General features: G+C 40.6%; 7 protein-coding genes, 2 tRNA genes and 3 rRNA genes. 2 read left to right on the top strand and 10 right to left on the bottom strand.

The annotated features are described in order from the left end of the window. Positions 1–114 precede the first annotated feature (114 nt). Together ACAM30_RS13505 and ACAM30_RS13500 are read right to left on the bottom strand one after the other, a co-directional pair. The gene (locus ACAM30_RS13505) at positions 115–648 is read right to left on the bottom strand and encodes a UpxY family transcription antiterminator (protein WP_369615134.1); all 534 of its coding nucleotides are present in this window, start codon (positions 646–648) and stop codon (positions 115–117) included. A 250-nt stretch (positions 649–898) separates the two neighbouring features. Next, positions 899–1,585 carry a hypothetical protein gene (locus tag ACAM30_RS13500; RefSeq protein ID WP_369615133.1) on the bottom strand — a complete coding sequence of 229 codons (687 nt, stop codon included), beginning with the start codon at positions 1,583–1,585 and terminating at the stop codon, positions 899–901. 252 nt (positions 1,586–1,837) lie between these two features. Between ACAM30_RS13500 and ACAM30_RS13495 the strand changes: the two genes are divergently transcribed. Continuing rightward, positions 1,838–2,596, top strand: a complete 759-nt coding sequence (locus tag ACAM30_RS13495; RefSeq protein ID WP_369615132.1) for a response regulator transcription factor — start codon at positions 1,838–1,840, stop codon at positions 2,594–2,596. A 296-nt stretch (positions 2,597–2,892) separates the two neighbouring features. On the opposite strand, the gene ACAM30_RS13490 is transcribed toward ACAM30_RS13495, so the two are convergent. Continuing rightward, positions 2,893–3,438, bottom strand: coding sequence for a YbhB/YbcL family Raf kinase inhibitor-like protein (locus tag ACAM30_RS13490; RefSeq protein WP_369615131.1), 546 nt, complete (start codon positions 3,436–3,438; stop codon positions 2,893–2,895). An 87-nt stretch (positions 3,439–3,525) separates the two neighbouring features. Beyond that, complete coding sequence (locus ACAM30_RS13485) at positions 3,526–4,362, bottom strand: helix-turn-helix domain-containing protein (protein ID WP_369615130.1); 837 nt, start codon at positions 4,360–4,362, stop codon at positions 3,526–3,528. A 261-nt stretch (positions 4,363–4,623) separates the two neighbouring features. Here ACAM30_RS13485 and ACAM30_RS13480 point away from each other — a divergent pair, with 261 nt between their 5' ends. Continuing rightward, positions 4,624–5,646: a proline-specific peptidase family protein gene (locus ACAM30_RS13480; protein WP_369615129.1), complete on the top strand. Its 1,023-nt coding sequence runs from the start codon at positions 4,624–4,626 to the stop codon at positions 5,644–5,646. 639 nt (positions 5,647–6,285) lie between these two features. On the opposite strand, the gene rrf is transcribed toward ACAM30_RS13480, so the two are convergent. The 6 genes from rrf to ACAM30_RS13450 all read right to left on the bottom strand — a co-directional run bounded on the left by rrf (position 6,286) and on the right by ACAM30_RS13450 (position 13,425). After that, positions 6,286–6,395, bottom strand: a 5S ribosomal RNA gene (rrf, locus tag ACAM30_RS13475). Positions 6,396–6,570: 175 nt separating this feature from the next. Then, a 23S ribosomal RNA gene (locus ACAM30_RS13470) occupies positions 6,571–9,452 on the bottom strand. Positions 9,453–9,639: 187 nt separating this feature from the next. After that, positions 9,640–9,713 (bottom strand) — tRNA-Ala (locus ACAM30_RS13465). A gap of 142 nt (positions 9,714–9,855) precedes the next feature. Further along, a tRNA-Ile gene (locus ACAM30_RS13460) sits at positions 9,856–9,929 on the bottom strand. Positions 9,930–10,057: 128 nt separating this feature from the next. Next, a 16S ribosomal RNA gene (locus ACAM30_RS13455) occupies positions 10,058–11,571 on the bottom strand. Together the 16S, 23S and 5S rRNA genes with 2 tRNA genes alongside form the textbook arrangement of a ribosomal RNA operon. An 852-nt stretch (positions 11,572–12,423) precedes the next feature. Continuing rightward, positions 12,424–13,425: an LLM class flavin-dependent oxidoreductase gene (locus tag ACAM30_RS13450; protein WP_369615128.1), complete on the bottom strand. Its 1,002-nt coding sequence runs from the start codon at positions 13,423–13,425 to the stop codon at positions 12,424–12,426. Positions 13,426–13,628 lie beyond the last annotated feature (203 nt).

The following is a 13,628-nucleotide window of genomic DNA, read 5'->3' as shown; positions in this document are numbered from 1 at the left end:
GTAGTATGGATAAAAAACAACCACCCCCTGATTGCACTACAGAGGGTAATTGATAGTATAGTAAGATTTATAGGGTGTTTTCCTTTGAAAGCAAGGAAATGAGGAGTCTAAAAACTACGCTTTGGCGAAGACGTTTTCTTCTGGATTGGATAAATACGACAAAGGTATTACGGCTGATATATTCTGGCGTAATGAACTTAATCGTACGCTGATTCTGTGTTGATTATCGACTCTGAAAACTTCACATTCCAAACCTGATAGTTCTCCATGTTTGATTGTAAGTTTATCACCTATTTTTGGCAGTGCCGATTCAACCTGAACATCGGTGATGTCTTTTCCCTGGGTGAAGAGTTTGATGTAAGCAATTTCTTCTTCGGAAACTTTGCCGTATTCTTTGCCGAAAGACAAATATGAACAACCGCTCTCTACATTTAAAGCATCATGAAAGTCTTTGTTGTTTTTAATGTTTACAAAAACATAACTGGGAAATAACGGAATTTCAATTTTCTTGGTTCGGTCACTCCACTGTCTGATACTGGTGGCCATGGGTAAAAAAGCTTCTAATTTTTTTTCCGTTAATTCTTTGTAGACTTTACTTTCATGCCTGTACTTGACGTAAAGAACATGCCAACCTTGTTTTCGATCCATATTATTTGGTTTTTTCGTCACCGGGCATAGCTGCGCTATTACCAGTCACATGGTTATTTTTTTTAGATACGTTTTTTGGTTTAATAGCTTTACCTTTTTTACCCGAAAGTAATTTTGGTAATCATGTTTTTGTTGGAACTCTCCAGGTAAATTTTGGTGCCTTTTGAGTGTGTTGTAAAAATCTGAAAGTTGCTAATCCAACTACTTATTTTTACTGAAGTAAATTTACAATACAGGTTTTCAAATTCTACTACACCAAAGTGTAGTTCAGCTTGTTAGCATTAAATACTACCTTATTGGGTAGTTTATAGTTTACAGAAGAAAGCTCAAAATCTTCCGGTGTAACTAAATGTTTGTTCTCGTTGTAAAAAGCAATAAGACCATTATAAGACATCGATACAGGAATGGTTTCTGATCCCAGATATTCGATTGATTTGCCTACAATTTTTGCTTTGATGCCCATTAGGGTTAATACGCGTAATAGTTTCGCATCGATTTCGGCAAAGGCCATATTGTCTTTGTGTTTGCAAACCGGTGCGATGGCACAAACCAATAGTTTTTTTAGAAGGTTTACATCACGAACCCCTTTTTTAATGGCAAAACGGCCAATGTGCCAGATTTCATTGATAGCATCTCCCTCTGCACATAAGAAAGGATTGATCCCAAACATTTTTTGAATTGGAAGCGGAGTAATGAAGTCCCATTTTAGAACTCTGATCGTTCCGGTAAAATCTCCAAACTCGTTTTTGAATGCGAAAATTTTAGAGTTTTCAAGGTAGTTCATTTCTTCTTTGTAAACGGCATCAATATCTTTTTGATAGTGGCCCGGAAAAACTTCATTAGAGTGGTGATTGAAGTTTTCTGTGACTACAAATTTTGACATACGGAAGATGTCATTTTGACTAATTGCGGTGTGGTGGTTTTTGGCGAGTTTCATAGTATTTGTTTTCTCCAAAACTATCACCACAATTTACGCCTTTCGCTACACAAAATACTAGTTACCAAGATCTTAAACGAAAACCACCCTTTAGTGTAGTTTTTAAAAACAAACTTTAGAAGAAAAAAAACGACCAAAAACCCAAATATCATTCTTATTGAAATGAAGTTAAATTCGTATAGAAATAAAAATAATTTAACATCATATCTCCAATTTTTCCTATATTCACAACCTGTTAAAAACTATTAAAATATGGTAATTGAAAACGACTTTTTTTCCTCTAACAACACCGTTCAGAAGATCTCTGAAGATGAAAAAGGCAGACTGGGAAATTATTTAGAACTGGTCAAAGCATTTGCCAGAACAACTTACAGTAGTATTTATATTATTGATTACGAAAAAAAGGGGTTTGAGTATGTATCCGAAAATCCATTATTCTTGTGTGATCACACTCCGGCAGAAGTTCAGGAACTTGGATATGCCTTTTATTTCAAATATGTGGTTAAAGAAGATCTGGATTTATTATTGAAGATTAATACAATCGGATTTGACTTTTACCAAAACATTCCCGTGGAAGAACGTATACATCATACGATCTCTTATGACTTCCGCTTGAAGAATCCTAATGGAAAGACTTTTTTGGTGAATCAAAAACTAACTCCCGTTTTCCTGACCAATGATGGTAAAATCTGGAAGTCAATTTGTATTATCTCGCTTTCTTCTGAATTGCAGTCGGGAAATATTAAAATTTATAAAAAGGGGGAAAATAAGATCTTCAGTTATGATCTTGAGGGAGATTTTTGGAAGGTGAATAAAAAAATAGAACTCACCAGTCGAGAAAAGGAGGTTTTGCAGTATTCTATCAGGGGCTTTACCATTGCCAACATGGCTGATAGTATGTTTGTATCGGCTGATACGATTAAGTTTCACAAAAGGAAGTTGTTCACCAAACTAGGTGTTGGAAATATTGCTGAGGCTATTGCTTACGCAACCAGTAATAAACTGATTTAATATTCCTTTCTTGCTTATAAAAATTATGTTTCTGTGTGTGGAGTATTTTCACTCAGATCTTGCAGATTCTACTGATTTATTAATCTTTTTAATCCGTTAATCTGTGGCTATGATTTTTAAACACATAGAGAAATAGACTTTCTCCCTATTAAAGAATCTATACCTCTATGTGTTGAATGTTTTTCACGCAGATTGCTTCGCCTGTTTGCTATCGCTCGGGTCTGCAGATTGGCTATTTTTTTTAATTCGTTAATCTGTGGCTATGATTTTTAAGCGCGTAGAAACATAGATTTAAATCATCTTTTATAATAAGCAACAATACTCGCTTTTGCCAAAGTTTGATTCCATAAATTAAACCCTACGATAGCCGGATTGGTATTTTCATTAAGTCCTAACTTATCTATTTTAAGGGCATAAACTGTAATGATATATTGATGGAATCCATGGCCTTCCGGCGGACAAGGACCACCAAATCCTTTTATTCCATAATCTGTGATACTTTGAACAGCACCTTTTATCGAAAAGTTATCTTTAGCACCTGCATTAGTTACCAGTTCGTTTACATCTGAAGGAATATCAAATACAATCCAATGCCAAAATCCGCTTCCCGTTGGCGCATCAGGATCATACATTGTCACAGCGAAGCTTTTTGTTCCGGCTGGGGCATTTTTCCAAAGCAGTTGAGGAGATTGATTCTCTCCGGTACAGCCAAATCCTTTAAATTCCTGTACTTTCGTAAGCTCACCTCCCAAGTCTTTACTAGTTAGTGTAAAAGTCTTCTGTCCGAAAATTGCTGTTGTGAAAATTAAGGACATTATCAAAATTGCATTTACTTTTTTCATTTTTCTATGGTTTAAAATTTTAAACAAATTTAACCCTGAAAATAAAAAGTAAATGGAGCCAAAAGCTCAAAAACTATAGCCAAAAGCTCACTTTTTCTGTGCCTGCTTGGGCGTCACCCCATATTTTGACTTATAAGCCTGAGTAAAACTTGATAAACTTTCGTAACCTGCTTCAAAACAAACTTCTGAAGGACTTCTTTGCTCCTGATGAAGTAAATGATGAGCAAACTCCAATCTTTTATGTTGAAACCATTTTATAGGTGATTCTGAATAGTGCTTCTCAAATTCTCTTTTGAACGTCGAAACACTCATATTACATAAAAAAGATAATTCTTTCAAAGACAACTTACTAAGATGACTGCTTTCAATAATCTGAAAAAACTTCTGTGAAGAATCATCACTGTTAACCGTTAAAGAATGCAGAAACTCCGTGCCATATACTCCGATTAAATAAAGCATTAATTCCTCAAACTTGACCTCCAGCAACTTGCTTTTAATCTCAATCGGAAGTTTTGAAATATCTACCAAACTATCTACAAACCGCTTAAGAAATACATCATATTCAAAAGCGCGCACGGATTTACATTCTTCTCCTGCTCCCCCTCTCCATTCCATTTTTCTAATAAATCGCAACAGAATTTCATTCGAAAAAAATAAAACAACACTTCTATAATTAGACAAACTTGAGAGCTTTTCTGTCATTAAACAATGTCCCGATTTCATAATAAGAAACTTCGAAGCATCAATCGATACAGCCGAATTATCAAAAACAACTTCCTTCGTACCTTCCATCAAAAAACTAAATACATTCTGATTCAGAATGATTTGCTGTTTGGAGATCCTTTTCGAACTGGTATAATCATAGACGTGAATTAAACTTGATTTCTTAAAATTTAACTCGTCAGGAAGTGTTAGTACATTCATAATAACAAAAAAAGAATTGAATTTTAATTTTACGGTTAACTAATTCCGCATGATTGCCGAATAAGAAATTTGAATTCTTACGGCAATTACAAAACAAGGTGTAAATATAAACTTTTTCAACACTTTCATTCCTTTAATGAGCTAAGAGTTTATTAGTAAGCTCTCAATCAATCTTATACCATTTTCTGCATGAGCCCAATCAAAAATAAATTCGTATTTTTAAATGACAAACGAATGTTCTAAATCACTAATTCTAAAATTATGCGTCATAGTATTGCCATTCTTACCTTTTTACTGCTGATTTCTTGCAAAAATGAATCTAAAAGCGACTCTCTTTCCAACTACTTTACTTACAATCAAGAGTCAAATGTAGAATCAGCAGGCGTCAGAATGATACCGATAAAAACACCTGTTGGAGAATTTAAAGTTTGGACAAAACGTTTTGGAAACAATTCAAGAATAAAAGTGTTATTACTTCATGGAGGTCCGGCAATGACACACGAGTATATGGAATGCTTTGAGACATTCTTTCAACGCGAAGGCTTTGAGTTTTATGAGTACGATCAGTTAGGATCTTACTATAGCGATCAGCCCAAAGACAGCAGCTTATGGACTACAAAACGTTTTGTAGAAGAAGTAGAACAAGTGCGTAAAGCCATTGGAGCCGATAAAAATAATTTTTACATCATAGGGAACTCATGGGGTGGAATTTTAGCCATGGAATACGCTCTTAAATATCAACAAAACATGAAAGGTTTACTCGTATCCAACATGATGGCCAGTGCCCCCGATTACGGAAAATATGCAGATGAAGTACTTTCAAAACAAATGAAACCGGAAGTACTAACAGAAATCAGAGCTCTTGAAGCCAAAAAAGATTTCAACAACCCGCGATACATGGAATTACTCCTTCCAAATTTTTATCAAAAACACTTATGCAGACTAAAAGAATGGCCAGACGGTCTCAATCGTGCCAGCAAACATATTAATAGTGAAATTTATACCTTAATGCAAGGTCCAAGTGAATTTGGCATTAGTGGCCGTTTAGCCAAATGGGATATTAAAAATCGCTTGCATGAAATTACAATCCCAACCTTAATGATTGGTGCAAAATATGACACTATGGATCCAAAAGCAATGGAAGAACAAAGCAAATTAGTCCAAAAAGGGCGTTATCTCTATTGCCCCAACGGAAGTCACCTCGCCATGTGGGACGATCAAAAAATCTTCATGCATGGAGTAATTCAGTTTATAAATGATGTCGACACCAAAGTTTTTAAATAACAAACTAAATTACAGGTTAATACAAATAACAATTATTATGGCGTTCCCCTCCGGGTCGGGCTGTCCGCTAAATCTTTTGCAATAGAAGCTTCAGGGGAATTTTTAAGAGCACGGTTATCGCAAAAGGATACCGCTCCCATCCCTAACGCGGCCTTCGATAAAAAGAAAATTACAAGAAAAAAATCAATTCAAAGACATTCAAAAAACATTTCAAGAAAAGGGCTGAAAGCCCGAAAGACATCAGCATGGTGCGTAGCGCTATGACTGATAATACCTAGTGTAAAACCGCCCTGAAAGGGCAAAAGCCATTCTCACTCCTGTAAATCAAAAAAACCGTTTGATCTGTGGACTATTTTTAACCGCAAAGTCCACGAAGGTTTACGCAAAGAACGCAAAGTAAAAGGGCTGAAAGCCCGAAAGACATCAGCATGGTGCGTAGCGCTATGACTGATAATACCTAGTGTAAAACCGCCCTGAAAGGGCAAAAGCCATTCTCACTCCTGTAAATCAAAAAAAACGTTTGATCTGTGGACTATTTCTAACCGCGACGAGCGCGAGGATTTACACAAAGGACGCAAGGATTTCTCAAAAAGATATAAAAACAAAAAACCCTATCCGATTTGGATAGGGTTTTCAAAAGAAAGGCGACGACATACTCTCCCACATAACTGCAGTACCATCTGCGCAGGCGGGCTTAACTTCTCTGTTCGGGATGGGAAGAGGTGAGCCCCGCCGCAATAACCACCTTAAGATTATTGTTGGCGGTTGTTGGTTTATGGTTGTTGGTGTTTCCATCAACTACCAACCTTCAACTTTCAACTGCAGCTTCGCTGCAAATATTTTAACATACTGAGATAAAGAAACAAATAAGTATTTTAAGTTTTAGAAAGTTTCCTCCCTCCGATTGCTCGGAGGGAAAAGTGCGTACATAAGCTTACGGATTATTAGTACTACTCGACTATGACATTACTGCCTTTACATCTATAGCCTATCAACGTGGTCATCTTCCACGATCCTTAAAAGAAATCTCATCTTGTGGTGGGTTTCGCGCTTATATGCTTTCAGCGCTTATCCCTTCCAAACGTAGCTACTCTGCGGTGCCCCTGGCGGGACAACAGATACACTAGAGGTTTGTCCAATTCGGTCCTCTCGTACTAGAATCAGATCCACTCAAATTTCTAACGCCCACAGTAGATAGAGACCGAACTGTCTCACGACGTTCTGAACCCAGCTCGCGTGCCACTTTAATGGGCGAACAGCCCAACCCTTGGGACCTTCTCCAGCCCCAGGATGTGACGAGCCGACATCGAGGTGCCAAACCCCCCCGTCGATATGAGCTCTTGGGGGAGATCAGCCTGTTATCCCCGGCGTACCTTTTATCCTTTGAGCGATGGCCCTTCCATGCGGAACCACCGGATCACTATGCTCTACTTTCGTACCTGATCGACCTGTATGTCTCTCAGTCAAGCTCCCTTATGCCATTGCACTCTACGCACGGTTACCAAGCGTACTGAGGGAACCTTTAGAAGCCTCCGTTACTCTTTTGGAGGCGACCACCCCAGTCAAACTACCCACCAAGCACTGTCCCCCGCAACACGGGGTTAGGCCTCAGATAAACAAAGGGTTGTATTTCAACAATGACTCCACAACGCCTGGCGACGCCACTTCACAGTCTCCAACCTATCCTACACATCATTTATCCAAGGTCAATACTAAGCTATAGTAAAGGTGCACAGGGTCTTTTCGTCCCACTGCGGGTAAACGGCATCTTCACCGTTACTACAATTTCACCGAGCTCATGGCTGAGACAGTGTCCAGATCGTTACACCATTCGTGCAGGTCGGAACTTACCCGACAAGGAATTTCGCTACCTTAGGACCGTTATAGTTACGGCCGCCGTTTACTGGGGCTTCAATTCAATGCTTCTCCGAAGATAACATCTCCTCTTAACCTTCCAGCACCGGGCAGGTGTCAGGCCCTATACGTCATCTTACGATTTTGCAGAGCCCTGTGTTTTTGATAAACAGTCGCCTGGACCTCTTCACTGCGGCCCCGATTGCTCGGGGCGACCTTTCTCCCGAAGTTACAGGTCTATTTTGCCTAATTCCTTAGCCATGAATCTCTCGAGCACCTTAGGATTCTCTCCTCAACTACCTGTGTCGGTTTACGGTACTGGTACTAATTACCTGAAGTTTAGAGGTTTTTCTTGGAAGCCCTTAGGCGCACTATCTCTTTGTCCGAAGACTCCGAGTACTATCGTATTTCACCATTCTCTACGGATTTGCCTATAGAGAATATAGCTAGGTACTTCAACGAACTATTCCGTCAGTTCGCGGCGCTTTCATCACTCCGTCACCCCATCACAGTAATTAGTAGTACGGGAATATTAACCCGTTGGCCATCGACTGTCCCTTTCGGGTTCGCCTTAGGACCAGACTAACCCACAGCTGATTAGCATAGCTGTGGAAACCTTAGTTTTTCGGTGTGCGGGTTTCTCGCCCGCATTATCGTTACTTATGCCTACATTTTCTTTTCCAGCCAGTCCAGCATACCTTACGATACACCTTCAACCCTGCTGGAATGCTCCCCTACCACTTTGCATTGCTGCAAAATCCATAGCTTCGGTAATATGCTTATGCCCGATTATTATCCATGCTCGTCCGCTCGACTAGTGAGCTGTTACGCACTCTTTAAATGAATGGCTGCTTCCAAGCCAACATCCTAGCTGTCTGGGCAGACAAACCTCGTTCTTTCAACTTAGCATATATTTGGGGACCTTAGCTGATGGTCTGGGTTCTTTCCCTCTCGGACTTGGACCTTAGCACCCAAGCCCTCACTGCTGTAAAACATTATATAGCATTCGGAGTTTGTCAGGAATTGGTAGGCGGTGAAGCCCCCGCATCCAATCAGTAGCTCTACCTCTATATAACTATTATCAGCGCTGCACCTAAATGCATTTCGGGGAGTACGAGCTATTTCCGAGTTTGATTGGCCTTTCACCCCTACCCACAGGTCATCCGAAGACTTTTCAACGTCAACCGGTTCGGACCTCCACACTGTGTTACCAGCGCTTCATCCTGCCCATGGGTAGATCACACGGTTTCGCGTCTAACACTACTGACTAAAGCGCCCTATTCAGACTCGCTTTCGCTACGGATCCGTGACTTAATCACTTAACCTTGCCAGCAACGTTAACTCGTAGGCTCATTATGCAAAAGGCACGCCGTCACCCCACTAAAGGGCTCCGACCGCTTGTAAGCGTATGGTTTCAGGATCTATTTCACTCCGTTATTCACGGTTCTTTTCACCTTTCCCTCACGGTACTGGTTCACTATCGGTCTCTCAGGAGTATTTAGCCTTAGCGGATGGTCCCGCCAAATTCAGACAGGGTTTCACGTGCCCCGCCCTACTCAGGATACCACTATCCATTATACTTGTTACCCATACGAGGCTATCACTCTCTATGGCTCGACTTTCCAGTCAATTCCGGTTCCTTGTACATGAAATGTCGTGGTCCTACAACCCCAACAATGCCGTAACATCATTGGTTTGGGCTAATCCGCGTTCGCTCGCCACTACTTACGGAATCACTTTTGTTTTCTTCTCCTCCGCCTACTTAGATGTTTCAGTTCAGCGGGTTTGCCCACCTATCGGTGTACTATGTCTTCAACATAGTGGGTTGCCCCATTCGGATATCTACGGATCAATCGATGTGTGCTCGTCCCCGTAGCTTTTCGCAGCTTATCACGTCCTTCTTCGCCTCTGAGAGCCTAGGCATCCCCCATACGCCCTTATTTTGCTTATTGTACCAATCTTGTTATTTAAAACAAGACCGTTTTTTTTGTTTCTTATTATTGCTAATAAAAAACGCTTTCTACTTTCTTATTATTTTCTTATCTCAATATGTCAATGAACTTTGTTTCGCTTTAGGCTTTAAGCAATACACTTTAAGCTTTCTTAGCCTTTGCCTATAGCTTAAAGCTTTAGGCCTTGTGGAGAATAACGGAGTCGAACCGTTGACCTCCTGCGTGCAAGGCAGGCGCTCTAGCCAGCTGAGCTAATCCCCCATTTTTTAGTTGTCAGTTAACAGTTTTCAGTTAACACTACTTAAAACGGTTACTCAACCTCTAAAATTTCCTTTTAAATCAAGTTTTTCAGCCTTTTTAAACTTATAACTTATAATTCATAACTTATAACTCTTTAAAAAAGTAGTCCCGGGCAGACTCGAACTGCCGACCCCTACATTATCAGTGTAGTACTCTAACCAGCTGAGCTACGAGACTCTGTTTTTACTTAATTCTTTTTTCATTTTTTAAATTAACAGCAAGAGTAATACAATCTTCAATTCAGAATCCTATAAATAATCATCTTTTTTCCTTAGCGTGTCCGAAAACTAACACTAAGGCTCTAGAAAGGAGGTGTTCCAGCCGCACCTTCCGGTACGGCTACCTTGTTACGACTTAGCCCTAGTTACCAGTTTTACCCTAGGCAGCTCCTTGCGGTCACCGACTTCAGGCACCCCCAGCTTCCATGGCTTGACGGGCGGTGTGTACAAGGCCCGGGAACGTATTCACCGGATCATGGCTGATATCCGATTACTAGCGATTCCAGCTTCACGGAGTCGAGTTGCAGACTCCGATCCGAACTATGACCGGCTTTATAGATTCGCTCCTGCTCACACAGTGGCTGCTCTCTGTACCGGCCATTGTAGCACGTGTGTAGCCCAAGGCGTAAGGGCCGTGATGATTTGACGTCATCCCCACCTTCCTCACAGTTTGCACTGGCAGTCTTGTTAGAGTTCCCGACACTACTCGCTGGCAACTAACAACAGGGGTTGCGCTCGTTATAGGACTTAACCTGACACCTCACGGCACGAGCTGACGACAACCATGCAGCACCTTGTAATTTGTCTTGCGAAAGATCTGTTTCCAAATCGGTCAAACTACATTTAAGCCTTGGTAAGGTTCCTCGCGTATCATCGAATTAAACCACATGCTCCACCGCTTGTGCGGGCCCCCGTCAATTCCTTTGAGTTTCATTCTTGCGAACGTACTCCCCAGGTGGGATACTTATCACTTTCGCTTAGCCACTGAAATTGCTCCCAACAGCTAGTATCCATCGTTTACGGCGTGGACTACCAGGGTATCTAATCCTGTTCGCTACCCACGCTTTCGTCCATCAGCGTCAATCCATTAGTAGTAACCTGCCTTCGCAATTGGTATTCCATGTAATCTCTAAGCATTTCACCGCTACACTACATATTCTAGTTACTTCCTAATAATTCAAGTTCAGCAGTATCAATGGCCGTTCCACCGTTGAGCGATGGGCTTTCACCACTGACTTACTAAACCGCCTACGGACCCTTTAAACCCAATGATTCCGGATAACGCTTGGATCCTCCGTATTACCGCGGCTGCTGGCACGGAGTTAGCCGATCCTTATTCTTACGATACCGTCAAGCCTCTACACGTAGAGGTGTTTCTTCTCGTACAAAAGCAGTTTACAATCCATAGGACCGTCATCCTGCACGCGGCATGGCTGGATCAGGCTTGCGCCCATTGTCCAATATTCCTCACTGCTGCCTCCCGTAGGAGTCTGGTCCGTGTCTCAGTACCAGTGTGGGGGATCTCCCTCTCAGGACCCCTACCCATCGTAGCCTTGGTAAGCCGTTACCTTACCAACTAGCTAATGGGACGCATGCTCATCTTTTACCGTTGTGACTTTAATAACTCAATCATGCGATTGTGTTATACTATGAGGTATTAATCCAAATTTCTCTGGGCTATCCCTCTGTAAAAGGTAGATTGCATACGCGTTACGCACCCGTGCGCCGGTCTCTATATCCGAAGACATATACCCCTCGACTTGCATGTGTTAAGCCTGCCGCTAGCGTTCATCCTGAGCCAGGATCAAACTCTTCATCGTATATTTTTTATATTATATCGCGACGAATATCTATCGGTTCTTTTCGAATCTTACGACTCTATTACTCTTATTCTTTTGTCCCGATTAATCGGGACGGCTGTCAATTCAATATGTCTACGAACGTATTCTTTTTTCTTATCATCGCTTGTTTCTCAAAGCGGGTGCAAAAGTAGAAAACTTATTTCAAACTGGCAAAAGATTTTTGAAGTTTTTTTTAGAAAATTTCTTTTCCTTTTCAACCTCTCTCCTTACCAATTTTTCAATGAACTTCCCATGTTTTGCGGGGTGCAAACTTAAAACTTTCTTTCTTTACTCACAAGCTTTTTGGAATCTTTTTTGAAAATAAATTTTCGTTTTGATTCGTTTTACTTATCAGTATTTCTGTGAACGTTTATCGCTGTTGCGGGTGCAAAAGTAGCCACTTTATCCGCTTTTACAAGCTTTTTCTACACTTATTTTTAAAGTTTTTCTTAAATGGCTGGTTTGGCGTTTTTTACAAACAATCTTTTTTTTGTTGTTGTAAATAGTAAACCCGACAGGTTCTGAAAAACTGTCGGGTTTGACTCTTTATCATAACCTCACCTCCTAGCCCCGATAGAAGTGGGCATCCTTTTGTGGCGGGGTTCGACACAAAAGATACAAACGGATAGCGGGATAAAGCTCCCCAATACTTAAATTACAAACCTGAAGGCTTCGACTTCGCTCAGCCGGACATTCACCTCAGCCGGGCATTCACCTCAGCCGAGCATTTGTCTCTATTAGACAAAAACTACTCTTATATCATAGAATAGGTAAAAGCAAACCCGACAGGTTCTGAAAAACTGTCGGGTTGTATCTATAATATGTAGCCACTTAATTTAGGCTATCGATAACTTCTTTTGTTATTTGAATACTTTTAAGTTTAGCCTGACGATCGAATATCGGACTGGTGATCATTAACTCGTCGATCTGTGCATAATTGATAAACTTTTTAAGGTCTGTCTCCAACTGTATTTTATCCCCTGTAAAAGTACAGGCCGTCATTTGGTTGACATGAAAGCGTTCTTCTTCACTCATAATAGCATCAAGAGAATCTACAGGTGGTTGCAGTCCTTTGCGATCGTTTCGAATTAAGTTTAAAAACATTTGATACAAACTTGTAGACAATCTTTCGGCTTCTTCATTGGTATCTGCAGCAACGATATTGACGCATGCCATCGTTTTGGGTTTATCCAATGTATCTGATGGCTGGAAATTTTCACGATAGAATTCAAACGCCTGCATCATTTGTCTTGGAGCAAAATGTCCTGCAAACGCATAAGGCAATCCGTAAGCAGCAGCAAGGGCAGCACTATCCATACTTGAACCTAAAATCCAGATAGGAACATTTGTTCCTTCGGCCGGAAATGCCCGCACTTTTGCTGTTGCATTTTCTATCGAAAAGTAATCCTGAAGTTTGCTTACGTTTTGCGGAAACCGCTGTGCCTGCTCAAAGAAATCTTTTCGAATGGCTTCGGCTGTTGGCTGATCTGTACCGGGTGCTCTTCCTAAACCTAAATCAATTCTGCCCGGATAAAGTATTTCTAAGGTTCCGAATTGCTCCGCTACTATTAAAGGAGAGTGATTGGGCAGCATGATTCCGCCGGAACCTACCCGAATATTTTGAGTCTGACTGGCAATGTAACCAATTAACACCACTGTAGCCGAACTGGCGACATGAGCCATATTGTGATGTTCTGCAAGCCAGAATCGCTTGTATCCTAAATTATCTGCTAATTGTGCTATTTCTTTTGTTTTTTGAAATGTTTCTTTGGCATTGCTATCCTGAGTGATGATAGCGAGCTCTAATAATGAGACTGAAATTGGGTTTTTCATATAAAAAAATGCTAGAATACAAAACTACTTCATTTACATGGATACCTTTTGATTTCTGTTGTTAATAGATTTATAATATTTCTTTTGCAAGAACAGAACACTGGTAAATACAATTTTTAAGAATCTGTCGGGCAACTACATTTGCTATAAACATTTTGCTCCGCTGGAACAAATTCAGGAAAAAACAGGAGGCTTTCTTTTTT

Origin of the sequence: Flavobacterium sp. CFS9 (assembly GCF_041154745.1) — a bacterium.
Lineage (GTDB): Bacteria > Bacteroidota > Bacteroidia > Flavobacteriales > Flavobacteriaceae > Flavobacterium.
Note: the sequence above shows the minus strand (reverse complement) of the source record. Positions and strands in the feature narration are given on the sequence as shown.

What these genes read in the sequence shown, in the direction of transcription:
- ACAM30_RS13505 (WP_369615134.1), bottom strand. Translation starts at nt 648, where the DNA reads ATGGATCGAAAACAAGGTTGGCATGTTCTTTACGTCAAGTACAGGCAT.
- ACAM30_RS13500 (WP_369615133.1), bottom strand. Translation starts at nt 1,585, where the DNA reads ATGAAACTCGCCAAAAACCACCACACCGCAATTAGTCAAAATGACATC.
- ACAM30_RS13495 (WP_369615132.1), top strand. Translation starts at nt 1,838, where the DNA reads ATGGTAATTGAAAACGACTTTTTTTCCTCTAACAACACCGTTCAGAAG.
- ACAM30_RS13490 (WP_369615131.1), bottom strand. Translation starts at nt 3,438, where the DNA reads ATGAAAAAAGTAAATGCAATTTTGATAATGTCCTTAATTTTCACAACA.
- ACAM30_RS13485 (WP_369615130.1), bottom strand. Translation starts at nt 4,362, where the DNA reads ATGAATGTACTAACACTTCCTGACGAGTTAAATTTTAAGAAATCAAGT.
- ACAM30_RS13480 (WP_369615129.1), top strand. Translation starts at nt 4,624, where the DNA reads ATGCGTCATAGTATTGCCATTCTTACCTTTTTACTGCTGATTTCTTGC.
- ACAM30_RS13450 (WP_369615128.1), bottom strand. Translation starts at nt 13,425, where the DNA reads ATGAAAAACCCAATTTCAGTCTCATTATTAGAGCTCGCTATCATCACT.